Origin of the sequence: Azospirillum lipoferum (genome assembly GCF_024170005.1) — a bacterium.
GTDB lineage: Bacteria > Pseudomonadota > Alphaproteobacteria > Azospirillales > Azospirillaceae > Azospirillum > Azospirillum lipoferum.
In genome coordinates, this window is sequence record NZ_JALJXJ010000002.1 from 182,572 (window position 1) to 200,727 (window position 18,156).

At 68.7% G+C, this 18,156-nt stretch carries 15 protein-coding genes; 5 read left to right on the forward strand and 10 right to left on the reverse strand.

Going from position 1 to position 18,156, the window contains the following annotated elements; genetic code table 11:
* Positions 1-45: 45 nt before the first annotated feature.
* Positions 46-1,806: a hybrid sensor histidine kinase/response regulator gene (locus tag J2848_RS04750; RefSeq protein ID WP_246193711.1), complete on the reverse strand. Its 1,761-nt coding sequence runs from the start codon at positions 1,804-1,806 to the stop codon at positions 46-48.
* A 483-nt stretch (positions 1,807-2,289) separates the two neighbouring features.
* Between J2848_RS04750 and J2848_RS04755 the strand changes: the two genes are divergently transcribed.
* Positions 2,290-3,984, forward strand: a complete 1,695-nt coding sequence (locus J2848_RS04755) for a sensor histidine kinase (RefSeq protein WP_149230222.1) — start codon at positions 2,290-2,292, stop codon at positions 3,982-3,984.
* Between the two features lie 58 nt (positions 3,985-4,042).
* Here J2848_RS04755 and hisE read toward each other — a convergent pair whose 3' ends face one another.
* The gene (gene hisE, locus J2848_RS04760) at positions 4,043-4,462 is read right to left on the reverse strand and encodes a phosphoribosyl-ATP diphosphatase (RefSeq protein WP_149230221.1); all 420 of its coding nucleotides are present in this window, start codon (positions 4,460-4,462) and stop codon (positions 4,043-4,045) included.
* Between the two features lie 261 nt (positions 4,463-4,723).
* Between hisE and J2848_RS04765 the strand changes: the two genes are divergently transcribed.
* Both J2848_RS04765 and J2848_RS04770 read left to right on the forward strand, forming a co-directional pair.
* Positions 4,724-4,918 (forward strand): hypothetical protein, encoded by a 195-nt coding sequence (locus J2848_RS04765; RefSeq protein WP_246193710.1) that lies wholly within the window; start codon positions 4,724-4,726, stop codon positions 4,916-4,918.
* 46 nt (positions 4,919-4,964) lie between these two features.
* Complete coding sequence (locus tag J2848_RS04770) at positions 4,965-5,162, forward strand: hypothetical protein (RefSeq protein WP_149230219.1); 198 nt, start codon at positions 4,965-4,967, stop codon at positions 5,160-5,162.
* Positions 5,163-5,275: 113 nt separating this feature from the next.
* Here the strand turns inward: J2848_RS04770 and J2848_RS04775 are convergent, their stop codons facing one another.
* Positions 5,276-6,034, reverse strand: coding sequence for a Crp/Fnr family transcriptional regulator (locus J2848_RS04775; RefSeq protein WP_318604831.1), 759 nt, complete (start codon positions 6,032-6,034; stop codon positions 5,276-5,278).
* A 213-nt stretch (positions 6,035-6,247) separates the two neighbouring features.
* On the opposite strand from J2848_RS04775, the gene J2848_RS04780 reads away from it, so the two are divergent.
* Complete coding sequence (locus J2848_RS04780) at positions 6,248-6,649, forward strand: hypothetical protein (protein ID WP_149230218.1); 402 nt, start codon at positions 6,248-6,250, stop codon at positions 6,647-6,649.
* A gap of 83 nt (positions 6,650-6,732) precedes the next feature.
* Positions 6,733-7,512, forward strand: a complete 780-nt coding sequence (locus tag J2848_RS04785) for a DUF502 domain-containing protein (protein WP_149230217.1) — start codon at positions 6,733-6,735, stop codon at positions 7,510-7,512.
* Here J2848_RS04785 and recG read toward each other — a convergent pair.
* The 7 genes from recG to J2848_RS04820 all read right to left on the reverse strand — a co-directional run bounded on the left by recG (position 7,464) and on the right by J2848_RS04820 (position 18,064).
* Entirely contained in the window at positions 7,464-9,545 is a 2,082-nt protein-coding gene (recG, locus tag J2848_RS04790) for an ATP-dependent DNA helicase RecG (protein WP_149230216.1), read from the reverse strand. The two genes, J2848_RS04785 and recG, sit on opposite strands and share 49 nt — an antisense overlap.
* 419 nt (positions 9,546-9,964) lie before the next feature.
* Complete coding sequence (locus J2848_RS04795; protein ID WP_149230215.1) at positions 9,965-12,904, reverse strand: ATP-binding protein; 2,940 nt, start codon at positions 12,902-12,904, stop codon at positions 9,965-9,967.
* 52 nt (positions 12,905-12,956) lie between these two features.
* A complete protein-coding gene (locus J2848_RS04800; RefSeq protein WP_149230214.1) occupies positions 12,957-13,379 on the reverse strand; it encodes a response regulator in 423 nt (140 codons plus the stop codon).
* Between the two features lie 56 nt (positions 13,380-13,435).
* On the reverse strand, positions 13,436-14,515 hold the full coding sequence (cheB, locus tag J2848_RS04805) for a chemotaxis-specific protein-glutamate methyltransferase CheB (protein ID WP_149230213.1): 1,080 nt from the start codon (positions 14,513-14,515) through the stop codon (positions 13,436-13,438).
* The gene (locus J2848_RS04810; RefSeq protein WP_149230212.1) at positions 14,512-15,942 is read right to left on the reverse strand and encodes a chemotaxis protein CheW; all 1,431 of its coding nucleotides are present in this window, start codon (positions 15,940-15,942) and stop codon (positions 14,512-14,514) included. The genes cheB and J2848_RS04810 overlap by 4 nt, the downstream gene beginning before the upstream one ends.
* A complete protein-coding gene (locus J2848_RS04815; RefSeq protein WP_149230211.1) occupies positions 15,939-16,850 on the reverse strand; it encodes a CheR family methyltransferase in 912 nt (303 codons plus the stop codon). The genes J2848_RS04810 and J2848_RS04815 overlap by 4 nt, the downstream gene beginning before the upstream one ends.
* Positions 16,847-18,064: a methyl-accepting chemotaxis protein gene (locus J2848_RS04820; protein ID WP_149230210.1), complete on the reverse strand. Its 1,218-nt coding sequence runs from the start codon at positions 18,062-18,064 to the stop codon at positions 16,847-16,849. Before J2848_RS04820 ends, J2848_RS04815 begins: the two co-directional genes overlap by 4 nt.
* Positions 18,065-18,156: the final 92 nt, after the last annotated feature.

Below are 18,156 nucleotides of genomic sequence, written 5' to 3' on the forward strand. Positions count from 1 at the left end.
GACTTTCGGGCAGGAAATTTATGGCTGCCGAGCCATCTCGCAGCGTCACACCGGCAGCACGACCCGGAAAGTCGATCCCCGGCCCAGCTTGCTGTCGACGGCGACAGCACCACCATGCAGCAGGGCGATCTGCTGGACCGTATGCAGCCCGATTCCGGTGCCCGGCACGCCGGACGCGCCCGACCCGCGGAAGAAGCGGTCGAACAGGCGCGGAAGCTCCGATTCGGGGATGCCGCGACCCTGGTCGGTCACCTCGATCACCGCCATGGCGCCATCGGAGTCGCCATTGAGGGCGATCGGACCGCCCGGTCCGGAATATTTGACGGCGTTGTTGACGAGGTTGCTGATCACCAGACCGATCAGATTGGCGTCGATTTCCACCCGCCGCGGCAGCCTGTCCAGGGTCAGCCGGAATTCACGGTCGGGATAGGCGACGCGGAAAGGCTGGACGACGGTGCGGATCAGTTCCGGCAGATCGATCTCGGCCCGTTCGAGCACGAGGGCGTTGCTCTGCATCCGCTCATCGGTCAGATGGGCGTCGATCAGGCCGGTCAGGCGCTGCACGCTGCCGCGAATCACCGCCAGCCGTTCCAGCATCTCCGGCTCCACCTGCCCCGCGCGCATCGCCAGAAGCTGCGCCGCGCTGTCGATGATGGCGAGCGGCGTACGGAATTCGTGGCTGACCATGCCCAGGAACTGGCGCTGCTGGTCGCGCGCCAGCAGTTCGCGCTCCAGCGCCCGCTCCACCCGCTCCTTCGCCAGGATCAGCGCCTTCTGGTTGGCCGCCAGTTCGACCGTGCGCTCCTCCACCCGCTGCTCCAGCGAGCGGTTCAGCGCCATCAGCTCCTCGTAGAGGCAGACATTGTCGAAACCGATGGCGACCCGGTTGCAGAACAGCTCCAGCAGGCGCTGCTCGTCGGCGGTATAAGGCTCCGCCCGCTCCAGCCGGAAGACGGTGACGCCATGCTCGCGCGTGCGGAAGGCCAGGACGCAGCGGTCGTCGTGGTAGAGGTTGCGCTGGGTGGTCAGGGCATCCGCCACCTCCGCCGCCGCCGCCGCGGACAGGACGTCGCCCACCGGCATGCCGATGCTGCGGGCGAACGGACCCAGACCGGCGACGAGTTCGACGGTCAGGCCGCCGTCAGCCCGCGCCACCGGCCGGCAGGCCAGCACCGCCGGCGCGCTGCCGTGATCGACGACCTGGGCGATCTGTTCCGCCAGCCGCTCGACGAAGCTGCGCATCGGCCGCATCTCGAACAGCGGGGCCGACGCGCTGAGAATCCGCTCCAGCCCCTGCCTGTTGCGCTCGATCGTCACGATGTCGCGCCAGGCGCGCAGCGCGCTGACCAGGGTGGTGAACAGGCGCTGGGCGGTGAGCTCGCTCTTGGCTTTGTAGTCGTTGATATCGTAGCCGACGATGACGTCGCGTTCCGGCGCCTGCCCGGGCTGGCCGGTGCGCAGGATGATGCGCATGCGGCGGTTGCCCAACTCCTCCCGGATGTGGCGGACCAGCTTCAGGCCCGCGTCCTCCGTCTCCATCACCACGTCGAGCAGGGCGACCGGCAGGTCCGGCCGCCGGGCGAGGACGACTTTGGCGTCCTCCGCCGACAAGGCGCTCACCACCTCGAACGGGCGTCCGTCGAAGTCGAAGTCACGCAGCAGCACCGCGGTCATGGCGTGGACCTGGGGATCGTCGTCCACCACCAGGACCGGCCAGGGCAAGCCGGAGACACGGTTGGGCATTGCCGTGGTCACGGCCCCGTCCTCCGGGCCGAACAGCAACTCGTCGTCCAGCCCTCCGTCCATCCCCGTCATCCGTTGCCCCCGTAACCCTGCGCAAGCCCACCCGCTCCCAGCCATGATGGAACCACTGTACGGTGCCGGTTCCAAGTCCGATCGGCTGGATTGGCAGCATTAGTTTCAATTTGTCGCATATGAAGGAGGAGTGTCGTGGGGCATCGTCAATGTTGTGCAAGAGTTCGTTATGCCGGCACATAACGGAAGCTGTGCAATGGACAGCGTGGTGATGGCGATAACCATGATGCGGCTGCCGGCTCGGCCTATTGATGCCCGCTTCCCTTTGGTTCGCCGCAGGGATGCTCCCACGCCGGAAGCGGCCGGGCCATCAGGGCAGTCGGGGCCCATGTCGGGCTGGACCAAGGCGCATCCACCATACGGAGAGATATAAAGTTAGTTTATCTCGACATAGTTGTCGGATGACGAGCAGCGGCGGTTGAGCTATTCTCGGCCCCTGCCCAATCCACTCCATGAACGGACCACCTCGCTCCGATGACCCCTGCCGGCTTCGAACAGGATGCACATGCCGCGGGAAGCCGGGATGCGGGGCGGGGCGCACGCAAGGCGGCGTCCCTGGCGGTCGCGGCCCTGCTGGCGGTGGCCCTGGGGCTCACCGCCGCCCTGCTGGTGTTCTCGGGTTACCAATACCACACCCAAGTGATCGCCGAAGCGGAGAACCGCAGCATCGCCATCGCCCGCGTCCTGGAAGAACATGCGGCCAAGACGCTGGGCATCCACGCCGCCACCCTGTCGCACATGGAATGGATGGTGGACGACCTCGGCTGGGAGCGGATCGACGGCTCCCCCCTGCTGTACGAGCGTTTGAAGGCCATGGCGTCACAGACGCCGGAGGTCCAGTCCTATTGGATCACCGACGAGACCGGGCGGGTGCGCGCCAGCAGTTACGAGTGGCCGATGCGTCCGCTGACCGCCGCCGACCGCGAGTATTTCCGCGCGCATCTGAAGCCCGGCGCCACGATCCACATCGGCCCCAGGCTGAACGGCAAGATCGTGTCGGATCTCTTCTTCACCCTCAGCCGCCGGATGGAATTGCCCGACCGGCGATTCCAGGGGGTGGCGCAGATCTCCCTGCTTCCCAGCTACTTTGCCGACTTCTACCGCTCGGTCCTGCATGGGTCGCATGATGTGATCCTGCTGATGCGGGAGGATGGCGAGGTTCTGGTCCGCAATCCGCTGAACGCCCCGGATGACCGTACCGACATCGGCCGTTTCCCGGATCTGATCTCGATCCCCGACCGGGACGGCGTCTTTCGGACGGTGACGCCCTTCGACGGGGTCGAGCGGGTGTTGGCCCGCCGCAAGGTGCCCGACCTGCCGGTCTATGTCGTCTATGGCACGGACGTCGCCTCCATCGAGACGGCATGGCGCGACCGGGTACTGCCTTATGTCCTGACCGCGGTTCCGGCGCTGGGTCTGCTCTGCCTGCTGGGCGGAATCGCGTTGCGCCGGTCGCGGCAGGCCGCCGATGCGCAGGAGGCGCTGCGCCGGGCCAACGAGGAACTGGAGGGCCGCATCACCGACCGTACACGCCACCTCGACCAAGCACTCGCCGACAAGGAAGTGCTGGTGCGCGACATCCATCACCGGGTGAAGAACAATCTGCAGGTCATCCTCAGCCTGCTGGAGTTGCAGGCACAGCGCGCACCGGAATTGGAGGCGCCGTTCAGCGAGGCGTTGACCCGAATCAACACCATGGGGCTGATCCACGAACAGATTTACCGCTCCACCGGGGTGTCGGCCGTCCGGCTCGACAATTTCGTGGAGGCGCTGGCCGGGCACCTCAACAGCTTCCACAACCGCCCGGGCCGCGACATCGCGATCAGGCACCATGTGGAACCGCTCAGCCTCGACCTGAACCGGGTGGTACCCTTCGCCCTGATCCTGAACGAGGTGGTGTCGAACGCCTACAAGCATGCCTTCGCCGGCCGCTGTTCCGGCACCATCGACATCATGGTGACGGCGGAAAGCGGTTCGTTGCACCTGACCATCGTCGATGACGGCACCGGCGCGCCGGTGCCGGAGGACGCCGGCGCACCTGGCCGGCGGTCGATGGGCATGGACCTGATCCGGGCATTCACCCGGCAAATCCGCGGCGAATACCACTTCACCCGGGGTGCTGGCACGCGGTTCGATCTGGTCTTCCCGCAGGACGGGGACGTCGTCTAGTCATCTGATTTTCCGTGCGATTCACGCTTCAGACGATTCCGTCTGAACCGATCGCACTCTAACGCTTGCAGCGCTTGGCGGGATTGGTTTTGGCCGGAAGCGGTTTGGCAGGGCTGACGGCAACGCCGTTGATCGGGTCGTCGGACTTCGGAAGCTTCTCGGCGATGCCGTAGGCGAGTTCACGCCGCCGGAGTTCCGCCAGGATTTCATCGGGGGCTATATCCAGATCGGCCAGCAGGACCACCAGATTGTACAGGAGGTCAGCCGCCTCCATCACCAGCGCGCCGCGGTCGCCGCGCATCGCCTCGATCGCCACCTCGATCGCCTCCTCCCCCACCTTGCGTGCCATGCGGGTACGGCCTTGCGCCAGCAGCTTTCCGGTACGGGAAGTCTCGGGAACGGCGGACGGTTCGCGCCGCATGGTTTGGACGGCGTCGTAGAGGCTGCGGAGGGGATCGGGACCGATGTACTGGATCATGAACCTGAAGTCGTTTTTTAAGGCCGCACTGTCAAGATGTTGGTTGGTCGTCCGAATATTTTACGCTCGCGGTTGGAGCAATCCGGACGGCTCCGCCACAGGATTATGGTTCGTGGTGCTGATTGATTTTGATGGCAACTATTCGCCGAAGGAAATCTCTGTATAGCTGTAATTTTTGCGGCATCCAGCAATGCAAAGCAAACGTATTTGGCATTGGGTATACCAGTATATAGTCTCCTCAACAGCCCGATGGAGACGATCATGACCACCACCACTTTCCAGCCCGGCACCGACAACCACGCTTCGACCGATGCTCTGCATGCCGTCGCCGAATTCCCGGTGGCCTGGTTCGAAGCCACCCCGGCCTATCTGGTCCTGCGCCCGGTCGGCGCCTTCCTGCGCGAATGGGCCGCCGCCACTCCGGCCGGCATCCTGCTCGGCCTGCTGAAGCGCTGATATCCCGCCTGCCCCGCTTTCGATATCCAATCCAACGGAGACGATCATGAGCATCCTCAGCCTTCATCACGGCGACCACCACGTCCATGGCGAGACCCCGTCGCTGCATCCGGTCCGCGACTTCGCAGCCGATTGGCTGGAAGCCACCCCCGCCGCGATCCTGCTGCGTCCGGTCGGTGCATTCCTGACGGAATGGGCCAAGGCGACCCCGGTGGGGATCCTGTTCCAGTCCCTGCACCGCTGACCGCGGCAAAAAAGCAAAAAAGTTCTGAGGGTTTGAAAGGCAACCGCGGCATGGCCCGACCATTCGGGCGGCCGCGGCCTTTTCGTTTTTTGGGCTCGCTCTTCTGCCAGCGCTCAGGCGCCGCCGCGGACATCCTCGACCAGCATTTCCAGCCGCGACAGGTCGCGCACCACCAGCGCGTCGGGACGGCGTTCCAGCATTCCGTCTCGGGTCAGATCGCTCAGCACGCGGGCGACGGTTTCACGCGTTGTGCTGACGCGGGCGGCAATGTCGGAATGGACGGGGATCGGCGCGATGATCGCGGACGCCCCCTGCCGCGAGCCACGCTTGGCAAGACGCAGCAGTTCGGCATGGACGCGGTTGTTGGCGCCGAGAGTCGACAGTTCCATGATGCGGTCGGTGGCGCCGCGCAGCTTGTCGCACAGACGCAGCATCATCGCCATCGCCACCTCCGGGTGGGCGGTCACCAGAGACTGGAAGGGCTTCGCCGGCAGGAAGGCGATCAAGGCGCCCTCCCCCAGCGCCACCACCGATGCGGAGCGCGGGCGCCCGTCCAGCGCCGACATCTCCCCCACCAGTTCTCCCGCCTCGACATCGCTGAAGCTGATCTCGCGCCCGCCGGCCGAGTGGCTGAGCACCCGCACCCGCCCTTCGACCACGAAGGCGACGTCGCGGGTATCGGCCCAATGGTCGATCAGCTGCTCGTCGGGAGCAAAGCGGCGCCAGCGGCACTGGCGCGCGACGGCGGCTCGCCGATCGGCGGACAGCGGACGCAGCAGTTCGATGCGGTCCAGGCCGGCAACCGGCGCATCTGCCGGCATGGCGGCCGGACTGGCGGCCGGCGCATCGGCCGGGCTAGCGGATTTCGTCATGCGGGTTTCGTCATGTCGGCCTTGGGCACCGAAAGTTCCGGCTTCGCCCCGGACTGTATATTGCGCCAAAGGATAGCGTGACCTGCGCAAAGGTGGAAGGCGCTGTGACCTATGGCCTGTGTCAACCCTCCGTTAACGCCGAGCGCGCAGAAGGGAACGACACCTCGCCGATCTTTCCATCCGCACCTTTCATCGTTGCCCGGAGCGCCGACCATGCCGAGCCTGTTCCCCGTGCCCACCGCCCGCCGCATCGACCCGCAACGGTTGCTGTCGGTCGCGCTGATCCCCTTCGCGGCGGCCATCGCCATGGCGAGCACGGTCGCCGCCACCGGTTTCACCGCCAGCCCGCTGGGCGAGGCGAGCAGCACGCTGGGCTTCCTGCTGGATTTCGTGAAGTTCTGCTATCTCGCCGTCGCCATGGCCCATCTGTCGGGCGCCATCGCCGACCACACCTGCGGCAGCCTCGCCGCCGGCCTGTCGATGGACGAATACGACGCCCCGGAACCGGTCTCCCGGGATGAATTCTGGCGCGCCTTCCCCAACCATGTCGACGGCGCCGCCATCGCCGGGGCCGTCACCCTGCTGTGCGTGATCGCCGGATCGCTGGTCGGCTGAAGCGGTTCCCCATACGCGGCAGTTGAGAGCGGACGGCGCTTGCCCCACTATGGCGCGGTTGGACGATCGGCGGATGGGCAGGCGTGAGCGGAGATCAGACTGAACCGAAGGGCCAGCCGGCGGAGCCGGCGCGGCACCGCCGTGAGGGCATCGGGTTGATGGGGCGCCTGCGGGCCTATTTCCTGGCCGGCATCCTGGTGACGGCCCCCATCGCCATCACCGTCTATATCGCCTGGTGGTTCGTCTCGCTGATCGACGGCTATATCCGGCCGCTGATCCCCAGCGCATACAATCCCGAGAACTACCTCCCCTTCTCGATTCCCGGCATCGGCGTGCTGGTGGTCATCATCGCCGTGACGCTGATCGGTGCCTTCGCCGCCGGCTATGTCGGACGGCTGGTGCTGGGCGTCGGCGAAGGGGTGGTCGGGCGCATGCCGGTCGTCCGCTCCGTCTATGGCGGGGTGAAGCAGATCTTCGAAACGGTGCTGGCGAAGAAGTCGAACGCCTTCCGCGAGGTGGTGGCGATCCAGTATCCGCGCCCCGGCGTGTGGTCGCTGGGCTTCATCACCGGCAGCGCCCATCCGGAGGTGCAGGTGAAGCTGGCCGGGGAGGCCGAGGACATCGTCAACGTCTTCATCCCCTGCGCGCCGCCCACCGCCGGCTATCTGGCGATGGTGCCGCGGCGCGACGTGACCGTGCTGAACATGACGGTCGAGGACGGGCTGAAGCTGGTGATGTCCGGCGGCATCGTCGTCCCGCCCGATCGCCGTCCCACCCTGGTGGAGACGCCGGCCGACCATGGCGACGACAACGATCAGCCCGACCGCAAGGTCTTGGCCGCCGCGTCGCGTTCGAAGAGGTAGAGCAAGGTCCGCAACGCCTGCCCGCGCGGGCTGGCGAGGTCGGGATCCCGGTCCACGATCAGCCGGGCGTCGTCGCGCGCCACCGCCAGCAGGTCGCCATGCACCGCGATATCGGCCAGCCGGAATCCGGGCAGGCCGGACTGACGGGTGCCCAGCACCTCGCCGGCGCCGCGCAGGCGCAAATCCTCCTCGGCGATGACGAAGCCGTCCTCGGTGTCGCGCAGGGTCTTCAGCCGCGCCCGCGCCGTCTCGGTCAGGTTGGAGTCGAACATCAGCAGGCAGCTCGACGGCCTCTCGCCACGCCCGACCCGGCCACGCAGCTGGTGAAGCTGGGCGAGGCCGAAGCGTTCGGCATGCTCGATCACCATCACCGTCGCTTCCGGCACGTTGACGCCGACCTCGATCACCGTGGTGGCGACCAGCACGTCCAGGCTGCCCTCGGAGAAGGCGGCCATCACCGCATCCTTGTCCAGCCCGCGCATCTTGCCGTGGACAAGCCCGACGCGGTCACCGAAGGTCGCGCGCAGGAAGGCGTGGCGCTCGGTCGCGGCGGCAAGGTCACTCTGTTCCGATTCGTCGACCAGGGGACAGACCCAATAGACCCTGGCACCCTCCGCCACCTTGCGCTGGATGCCGTGGACCACCTCCTCCAGCCGGTCGAGGGCGATGGTGACGGTCTGCACCGGCTTGCGGCCGGCCGGCTTCTCGGTCAGGCGCGACACGTCCATGTCGCCATAGGCGGTCAAGGTGAGCGTGCGCGGGATCGGGGTGGCGGTCATCACCAGCACATCGACCGCCCGACCCTTGGCCGACAGTTGCAGCCGCTGGTGGACGCCGAAGCGGTGTTGCTCGTCGATCACCGCCAGCGCCAGATCCTTGAAGGCGACATCCTCCTGGAACAGCGCGTGGGTTCCGATCAGCAGCGGCAGTTCGCCCGAGGCCAGCCGGTCGAGCACCGCCTGCCGCGCCTTGCCCTTGTCGCGGCCGGTCAGCAGACCGATTTCGACGCCGGCCGCCTTGCACAGCGGTGCGAGGCTTTCGGCATGCTGGCGGGCGAGGATTTCCGTGGGCGCCATCAGGGCGGCCTGGGCGCCGGTCTCCACCGCGTTCAGCATCGCCATCAGCGCAACCACCGTCTTGCCGCTGCCTACGTCGCCCTGGAGAAGCCGCAGCATCCGCCGCTCGGCCGCCATGTCGGCATAGATATCCTCCAGCGAGGACGTCTGCGAGCCGGTCAGCGAAAAGGGAAGTGCGGCCAGAGCGGCACGGCGCAGGCTGCCGTCGCCCTGGGTGGCGCGCCCGGCCAGCCGGCGCTGGCTCGCCCGCACCAGCATCAGCGCCAGCTGGTTCGCCAGCAGCTCGTCATAGGCGAGGCGGCTGCGGATGGGGGCGGTGGCGGCAAGGTCGCCCTCGTCCTCCGGCGTGTGGGCGCGCTTCAGCGCCTCGGCCCAGCTCGGCCATTGCCGGCGGGCGAGCCATGCCGGGTCCTGCCATTCGTCGAGTGCCGGAACATCGTTGAGGGCGGCGCGCACCGCCTTGCGCAGGGTCTTGGCCGGCAGGCCGGCGGTCATGGGATAGACCGGCTCGACCAGTTCCAGATCCTCCTTCGCGTCGACCGGGACGACGGCGTCGGGATGGGTGATCTGGGCGGTGTCGTTGAACCACTCGACCTTGCCGGAAACCACCATGGTGGTGCCGGCGGGGATCTGCTTCGACAGCCAGTCGCCGCGGACGTGGAAATAGACCAGCTCCAGCACGCCGGTCTCGTCGGTGCAGCGGATCTTGTAGGGGTGGCGCGGGTTCACCGGCGGCGCGTGCGAATCGATGCGCACGGTCAGGGTGGCGATGCGGCCGTGCGGCGCCTGCGCGATCTTCGGCGAGAAGCGGCGGTCGACCACGCCGCAGGGCAGATGCCACAGCAGATCGACGACATGGGGGCCGGCAAGCTTCTCCGCCAGCTTGCCCAGACGGGGGCCGAGGCCGGGGAGTGCCGTGACCGGTTTGAACAGCGGAAACAGGATGGCGGGACGCACGGGCGGGACGCTACCGGGAAAGCCTTCGACGGACACCAGAAAGCCGGGAGGATCCCGCGGCGTCAAGGCTGCTGAACGGCACCGGGGAAAAGGGAGGGCGGGGAAAGGAAGGAACGGCGGAGCGCACCCAAGGCCAGGGGCCTATGGTGGGGGGCAACGTCGGCCTGGAATTCGGCCTGGACGCGCTCCGCCGATAGGTACCGTCCGGAGGCAAACGGGAGAACCGGACGGTCAAGTCCGATGGCAGGGAACCATCGGGAAGAGACACCAGATAAGAAGACGCTCACTCGTGACCGGCCGGTGTTTCAGGGGGGCTGGCCCGACCGCGTCACAAGAAGGACATTAGCCCGGCGGCCCTGTCCCCAACCTGACTCAACCATGAATTCCCCTTCATGAACTGGCCGGGACGAACGGGTGCATCAGGCCGGCGCGTCGGCCTCCCGCCGCTGGGCCACCGCGGCGAGGCGATAGAGTTCGTCGCCGTCCAGGATGATGACTATGCGGCCGTCATTCAGAAGGGAGACGCCGCCGACACCGGGCACCTCGGCAAGGCCGGGGTGGCTTTCGCGGACGAACAGGTCGCCGCGGCGCAGGAGCTTGTCGATCTCCAGCCCGATGCGACGGCTGCCCTGGCGCAGAACGACGACCAAGCGCTGGCCGGGACCCGACGGCGGCCAGTCCCCCTCGGCGGGGAAGCCGAGGGCGTCGGCGAGGCGGACCACCGGCAGAACCCGCTTGCGGCGCATGACCGTCCAGCAGCCGGAAACGCGGTGGAAGTCATCGGCGGTGAAGCCGCAGACCTCCTCGACGAAGCGGTCGGGAATCGCCAGGACCTGATCGTCGACCTGGACCAGCAGGGTGCGCAGGATCGCAGCCGACAGCGGCAGGTCAATGGCGAAGGCGGTGCCCGCCCCTTCCCGCGTGCGGATGGCGATGCTGCCGCCCAGCCGGGTGATGGCGTTGCGCACCACATCCATGCCGACGCCGCGGCCCGAGGTTTCGGTCACCGTTTCGGCGGTTGAGAAGCCGGGGGCGAAGATGAACTCGCGCACGGCATCCGCCGACAGGCGGAGGCTGTCCTCCTCCCCGATCAGGCCCTGGCGCACCGCCTTGGCGCGCACTGCCTCCGTCGCGATGCCGCGGCCGTCTTCGGCGATCTCCACCACCACGCGGCTGTTGCGCTGGATGGCGCGCAGGGACAGCGTCGCCTGTGCCGGCTTGCCGGCGGCCTCGCGGTCGGCGGGGGGTTCGATGCCGTGGTCGATGGCGTTGCGCACCATGTGCATCAGCGGATCGTAGAGCATCTCCACCATGCTCTTGTCGATGCGCACCTCGCCGCCCTCGGTAGCGAAGCGCACCGACTTGCCCTGCACCCGTGCCAGTTCGCGCACGACACGGGGGAACTGGTTGAACAGGGTTTCGATGGGGACGACTCGCAGATCCAGCGCCGCCTCGCGCAAGCGGTCGACGGAGCGGCTGAGCTGGGTGTCGAGGTCGAGCAGGTCGCGACGGTGATGCTCCACCGCTTCGCGGAGGGCGCGCAGGTCGGGGTCGCCGGCACCGAGCCGCTCGGTCAGGGATGCCAGCGCACTTTCCAGCCGCAGATCGTTGGCGGTGGCGTTCAGGTCGCCGGACAGCAGGACCATGCCATCGATGCGGGCCATGAACCGGTCGATCACCTCGCCGGGCACACGCAACACGCCGCCCCCGGTGGACGCCGCCGGACGGACGGGTGGATTGGCGGGTGGCGGAGCGGTGGGTGTTGCAACTGGAGGGCCGGCGGACTGCACCACCGGCAGGGAGGGTGCGTCCGGCGGCATTGTATCGGCCACGATCGGCTCTACGCCTTCGTCGACCGGGTCGGACGGCGCGCAGGCGCGGATGCGCAGGAAGCCGCCGCCGGGGTCGATGCCGGCCAGGGCATCGGCCAGGGCCGAAAGCTCCTGCGGCGAAGCGATCAGCACGCGCAGCCAGGTCTTGCCGTCGATGAACTCCGGCCAGTTGGTGATGGCGCGCACCTTGCTGCCCATCCACTGGACGAAGCCGGATGCCACCTCCGGCGAGGTTTCCAGGAAGGCGGTGACCTCGTAGAGCCGCATCTCGGGGTCGGCGATGGCGGCGCGCAGATCGGCGGTGCTGTCGGGCGACAGGAAACGCAGAAGGCCGGAATCGAGACCGAGGGACGACAGCTCCTCGACGGTCAGCGGCCTGCGCGCCTCCCCGGCCTCCCGCTCGGCGGAAACCACGTCGACAAAGGTGCGCAGGCGCCCTTCCAGTGCGTCCACGCCGTCGGCGTCGAGGTCTTCGGCCGGTTCACGCGCCGCCCGCACCGTCAGATCGGCGAGTGCGGTGCGGGCGTCGGCCAGCAGGACCGGCCAGTCGGCATGGTCGGCGGGGGCAGCCCGGCGCATCACGTCGGCCAGCACCCGCAGCAGGGCGGAGCCGCGCGGCAGCCGGACGATGTCCAGCGTCGCCGCCATGCGGTCGAGCAGCCCGGCCAACTCGGCAGCGGCGGACGCATCAGACAGCGCCGCCGGGTCGGCCAACAGCGCATCGGCGCGGGTACTGCCCTGGGCCAGGACCTGGGCGTTGTGGTCGGCCAGCAGGGTCGCCAGGATCGCCGCACCGGCATCCTTGCCCGTCAGCCGGCCGATGCGGGCGCTGGCGGTGGCGACGGACTGAAGCTCGCGCAGGATGGCGTCGGCATCGCGGGCGGCCAGCGCCTCGCGGAAACGGCGCAGCGTGTCGGCGAAGGGCAGGAAGTTCAGCCGTTCGCAAGCCAGCTCCAACCGGTCGGCGGTATCGTCGACGCTGCGGGTACCCTCCTCGTCCAGGCTGTCGAGGTCGAGCGCGCGGGTCAGCGTCGCCATGCCGTCGTGCAGCAGCCCGACGAACAGGCCGAGCATCCGCTCGTTCTCGTGCAGGCGCACCGGCGGTGGCGGCGGAGCGGGAGCGTGCCTGGTGGCAGGTGCCTCACCGCCCAGCAGGTCGAGCCGCGCCAGCAGGTCGGCCGGCGCCTGCCCGTCGCGGCGGTCGCGCATTCCGGAGTCGGCAAGCCCGCGCAGCGCGTCCAGCGCCTCCAGCAGCGGCGCGGCGACCTCCTCCGTCAGGGCCATCGCGCCGGTGCGCACGCGGCCGAGGATGGTCTCCGCCCGGTGCGCCACCGCCTCCATGGCGAAGAGATCCATGGCGCGGGCAGCGCCTTTCAGCGAATGAAAGGAGCGGAACAGGGCTGCGATCCGCTCCGCCTCCGGCCCGTCGCCGGAGGTGGCGGACAGCAGCTTTTCCAGCAGGTCGAAATGCTCGCCGGCCTCGACGCCGAACTGCCGCCACAGGGTCTCGATCAGTTCGCTGCTCATGGATCACCGTTCAAGGGTCACCGCTCTGGAGAGGAGGTGCCGAACCGGAAAGTCAGGGCTTGGCAGGCGGGGCCAAGCCGGCGGCACGGCGGATGGCGGCGACGATGTCGTGGCCCTTCTTATGGGCGAGGTCGAGGCTCATGGTGCCGGACGGCTTGGCGATGATCTCCACCGCCCCCAGCGCGCGGGCCTCGTTCGCTTCGGGCGAGCCGACCTGGGCGACGGAGGAGATGATGATGACCTTGGCGCGCGACATCAGCGACAGATGTTCCATCACCTCCAGCCCCGACATCTCCGGCATCTCGATGTCGAGCAGGACGATGTCGGGCTTCAGGCTCTTGACCATTTCCAGAGCCACCTTGCCGTTTTCGGCCGCGCCGACGAGGGACAGCTCGTCGTCCGCGCGCACGATGTCGCCGATGATGGTGCGCATCAGCACCGAGTCATCGACCAGCAGGATCGTCGGCTTCGCCATGGGTGAAAACTTCCTATGTTTGCAGCGCCTGTCGGCTATCGGGTTCTGCTTGACTATCAAGAGAGTGTGAAGAGGGCGTTCAGCTTGCGGGCGATTGACGCAACCGGCAACACCTCCGTGGCGGTGCCGGCGCGGATTGCCGCCCTTGGCATGCCGTCGACCGCACAGGTTGCCGGATCCTGCACCAGAACGGGAAAGCGGCGCTCCGAAAAGGCGGATGAGCCGGCGCTGCCGTCGTCGCCCATCCCGGTGAGGATCACAGCGACCGGCGACTCCGCGGCCTCGGCAGCGCTGCGGAAGAGGCGGTCGGCCGAGGGGTGGTAGATGGCGCCGGCCGGATCGGCCGCATGCAGGGTGAAGCGGCCGGAAATACTGCGGCGCACCGTCCAATCGCTGCCGCCACGCAGGATGGTGACGGCGGCCGGGTCGAGCGTATCCCCGTCGGCGCCCTCCCCAACCGGCCGGCCGAGAGAGCGGGCGAGCGAAGCGGCGAAGCCGGCGGTGAAGCTGGCCGGCATGTGCTGCGCCACCACCAGCGGACAGGGCAATGGCCCCAGCGTGCCGAGCAGTTCCACCAATGCCACCGGCCCGCCGGTGGACACGCCGACGACCACGAGGTCGGGGCGGTGGCCGCGGACGGCGGGACGCGGTTGCGGAAGCGATTCGGGCATCGCTGCGACGGCTGGAGCCGGACCGGGGTCGGCGGCGCACTCCCCGGTCTGGGCCATGCGCCAGCGGCCCCAATGGCGCACCTTCTCGGTCAGCTGGCGTTCGATCGACGCCATGTCGAAGGTGATGAAGGAGCTGTTCTTGCAGACGAAATCGACCGCCCCGGTCTCCAGCGCGCGGATGGTGGCGGCTGCCCCCTCCGACGTTTCGTTGGAGACCATGATGCAGGGCGGCCCCTTCTCCGCGGCAATCGCCTGGACCGATTCGATGCCGTCCATGATCGGCATGTTCAGGTCCATCGCGACCACATGCGGCTTCAGTTTGCGCGAAAGGCGCAACGCCTCGGCACCGTTGCGCGCCTCGCCGACGATCTCGATGTCCGCGGCCGGCTCCAGCATCTTGCGGAGCGCGATGCGGACGAAATTGCTGTCGTCGACCACCAGCAGGCGGATGCGCGGATCGGTCATGGCGCGGCAATCCCTGCCGGTGGCGTCCCGGCGGGAAGAGCCCTGGTGCCGTCGGTCGCGGCGGCGGTCAGCCCCTCAGGCCGCAGCACCGGGATCAGGGCGTGGTCCAGTCGGATGACGGCCGCGGTCAGGCGGTCGGACAGCGGGTCGACGTCCTCGGTGGCGATCTTGCGGATGCGCTGAACCTCATCGGCGATCACCGCCACGGCGCCGCCTTCGATCTCCACCAGGATGGCGATGCCGGGCGTGGCGGGGGTGGCGCCGATGGGCCCACGCGACAGCAGACGGCGCAGATCGAGGACCGGCAGGATACGGCCGTCCACGTCGGTCAGCCCGTCGAAGCTCTCCGCCCCCTTCGGCAGGCGCAGCCGGTCGCCAACTTCGACGACACGGCGAACCTTTTCGAATTCCAGCGCATAGATGCGCGCCTCCACCACCAGGGTGAGAAAGCGGCGGTAGAAGCGGCGCGGCAGGCGGCTTTCCGCCAGATCGTCGTCGGGATCGCCGCCGTCCGGCACGAAACGGCCGATGTCGTCGAGTTGATCGCCCAGCATGCGCGCCACGCTCCTCACGTCGAGCCAAGTGCCATCATAATCCACAATCCGGGCCGGTGCCCCGGCCTCTCCCGCACGCAGGCGGTCCAGCGGCACGCGCACCACGCCGCGCACACCGTCTACGCGCACACCAACCGGCCCCCGGCGGGTCCGCAGGACGACGGCGTAACCGTTGGGCCGGTCACCGGCGCCGAGAGGGTCGGTGACCAGGATCGACCGCTTCTGCACCCGCGCCACGCCGCGGACCAGCGATGGCGCATGGGGCAAGGGGCGCAGGTCGCCGACGGGGAAGACCAGCAGCAGATCAGCCATCTCCAGCGCCTGGGGCCGGCCGGCAGCCTCCACCAACAGCAGGCGGATGCTGGAGCGCTCGCGCGATGGGTCGGGCGGATCGGCAGCGCCGCCGGTCAGCGCGTCGGCATCCATAAGTCCCGGAGCGGCAAGCGCGGCGCCACGTCCGAGCAGCATCAGATCGGGGTCGAGCAGGCGCAGGAACCGCTCGCCGTGGTGCAGCCGGCCAGCCACCGGCGTCCCGCCATCCTCTGGCTCCGCCGCGGACAGGGTCACCCGTTCCGCCGTCAGGGTGCCGCCGATACGGCCGGCGCGGAGTGCCAGCAACCCGGTTCCGGCGCGCAGCACGATCAGCAGGCCGCCGCGCCGCCCTCCCCCCCAGGCCAGACGCAGCGAGGGATAACCGGTGACGTCCAGCACCGGCAGGATGCGGCCGGCGACATTCGCCAGCCCCTCCACCTGCGGCGGGGAGAAGGGCAGCCGGGTGGTGCCGGTCGGCTCCGCCACCTCCTCCACCCGATCGGCGGCGACGGCGAAGGGCGTGCCGGCAATGTCGAAGGTGAGATATCCGCAGGGCCTCATGCCCCCCCTCCCCGCCGGTAGGCGAGCGCGCGGTCGCCGCGGTGGCGGGCGAAGCCATGGCTGTCATCGAGCCGGTCGGTGGTGCCGAGCACCAGCCAGCCGCCCGGCGCCACCGCTGCGGTCAGCAGGGAGAGCGCCCGTTCGCGGCTGTCGTCGTCGAAATAGATCATGACGTTGCGGCAGGACACGAGGTCGAAACCGCCGGCCGGCGCGCCGTCCGGCAGAGCCCCGTCCATCAGATTGTGGCGGGCGAAGCGCACGACCCGGCGGGCATCGTCACGGACCCGGCGATGCAGCGGCGCCTCGGGGCCGAGCGGCATGAACCAGCCTTCATACTCGGCCGGCATCTCGCGGAAGGGGCCGAGCCCCTCGCCGCCGTAACAGGCGTTGGTGGCCTGCCGCACGGCAATGCGGCTGAGGTCGGTGCCGAGGATCCCGATGGTCCAGTCGGATTCCAGACCATGGGCGGTGCGGCGCGCCTGCCCGGCGTCGGCCAGCGCCTCCAGCGTCACGATGGCAAGGCCGTAGGCCTCCTCCCCGGTGGCGCAGCCGGCGCTCCACAGCCGCAGCGTTCGGGTGGTGCCGCGCTCCGCGATCAGGCGGGGCAGCAGATGTCGGCGAAGGTGGACGTGGTGGGGCAGGTCGCGAAAGAAATAGGTTTCGTGGATCGTCAGATTCTCGATCAGGCTCAGCCAGTCCGGGCTGTCGGCCGGCGCCCCTTCGATCTGCGCCACCCACTGCTCCAGAACCGCCAGCGGCATCGCCGCCAGGATGCGCGCCAGCTTGCGTTCCAGCGGACGGTCATGGCGGATACCGGCCTTGCGCCGGACGTCGTCCAGCAGCCGCCGCACCAGATCGTACAGCGGGCCATCCGACCCCGTCGGCGGAGGAGCGGCGACGCCGGTCACGACGCCCGGAAGCGTTCGGCCAGCCGCCGCGTGTCGTCGGCCAGCCGGGACAGGTGGACCATTGTCGCCGTGATCTCCTCCGATGCGGCGGCGTTCTTGGAGGCGACGGTGCGGATGTTGCCGACGTTCGATTCGATCTCGACAATGTGGTCCTGCTGGCTTGCCATGGCGGCGGCCACCGACTGGACCATGCGGTCGATCTGGGTCACCCGCTCGGCGATGCCGTCCATCATCTGCACCACCTCGGCCGTGGCGGTCATGCCCTCCTCCGCCATCGCGGCGGCGGCCTCGACGATCTCGGCGATCTGGCGGGCGCTCTCCACCGCGTTGTCGGCGAGCTTGCCGACCTCCTCGGCCACCACCTCGAAGCCCTTGCCCTGCTCGCCGGCCCGGGCGGCTTCGATCGAGGCGTTGACCGAGAGGATGTTGGTCTTCACGGCGATCTGGGTGATGGCCTCGGTGATGCGGCCGATGCGGCGGCTGTTGTCACCGATGGTCTGGGAGACGCGGACCAGCCGCGCCATCTCCGCCTTGCCGCGGTCGGCGAAGCCGGCGGTGACGCGCACCATGTCGGAGGCGGCGCGGGTGCTGTCGGTGACATCGGCGATGGCGCGGACGGAGCGGCCGACCGCGTTGACCACCCGGTCAAGATCCTCGGTCTGGATGGCCGCGCCGTCAGCGACCTGCGACACCGCGGTGCTGGCCTGCCCGGCGGCGACGGCGACCTGGGCAGCCTGCTGGCCGATATGGCGGAAGGACGCACGGGCGTCCTCCACCAGTGCCACCATCTCGCCATAGCGGCCGGGGAGAGGTGGGACGGCCGGTGCTATGCTCTCCGCCTCCCCCTCCTGGGTCAGGCGGCGCAGGGCGGCATGGAGCCTGTCCTGGGTCTGGGCAATGCGATCGAGGGCTGCGGCGACGCTCCCGGCCTCGTCACCACGGACGGTCAGCGCGGACAGATCACCCGGTTTGCCATCGGCGAGCTGGCCAGCCGCCGCCGCCAGCCGCCCTATCGCGTCGGACAGATCGAGCGCCAGAACACAACCGATCAGCAGCCCCAGGACAAGCGCCCCACCCGTGGCGAGCCACACGGTCGATGCCGTGATGTCGGGAATGGCGCGCGGCAGCAGAAGGGGAAGCAGCGCCGCGGCAGTGGGCAGAAGGACGGCTGTCCCGAAACGGGGAAGGATCCGCAAGCTGGCCGGCAGGGACATCGCAGTACAGGCTCCTTAGGAACGACCAGCGGCACCCCGCGACACCCCGCGGAGACCGCATGCCACCCTTATGACTTGCCGGATGCACCCCA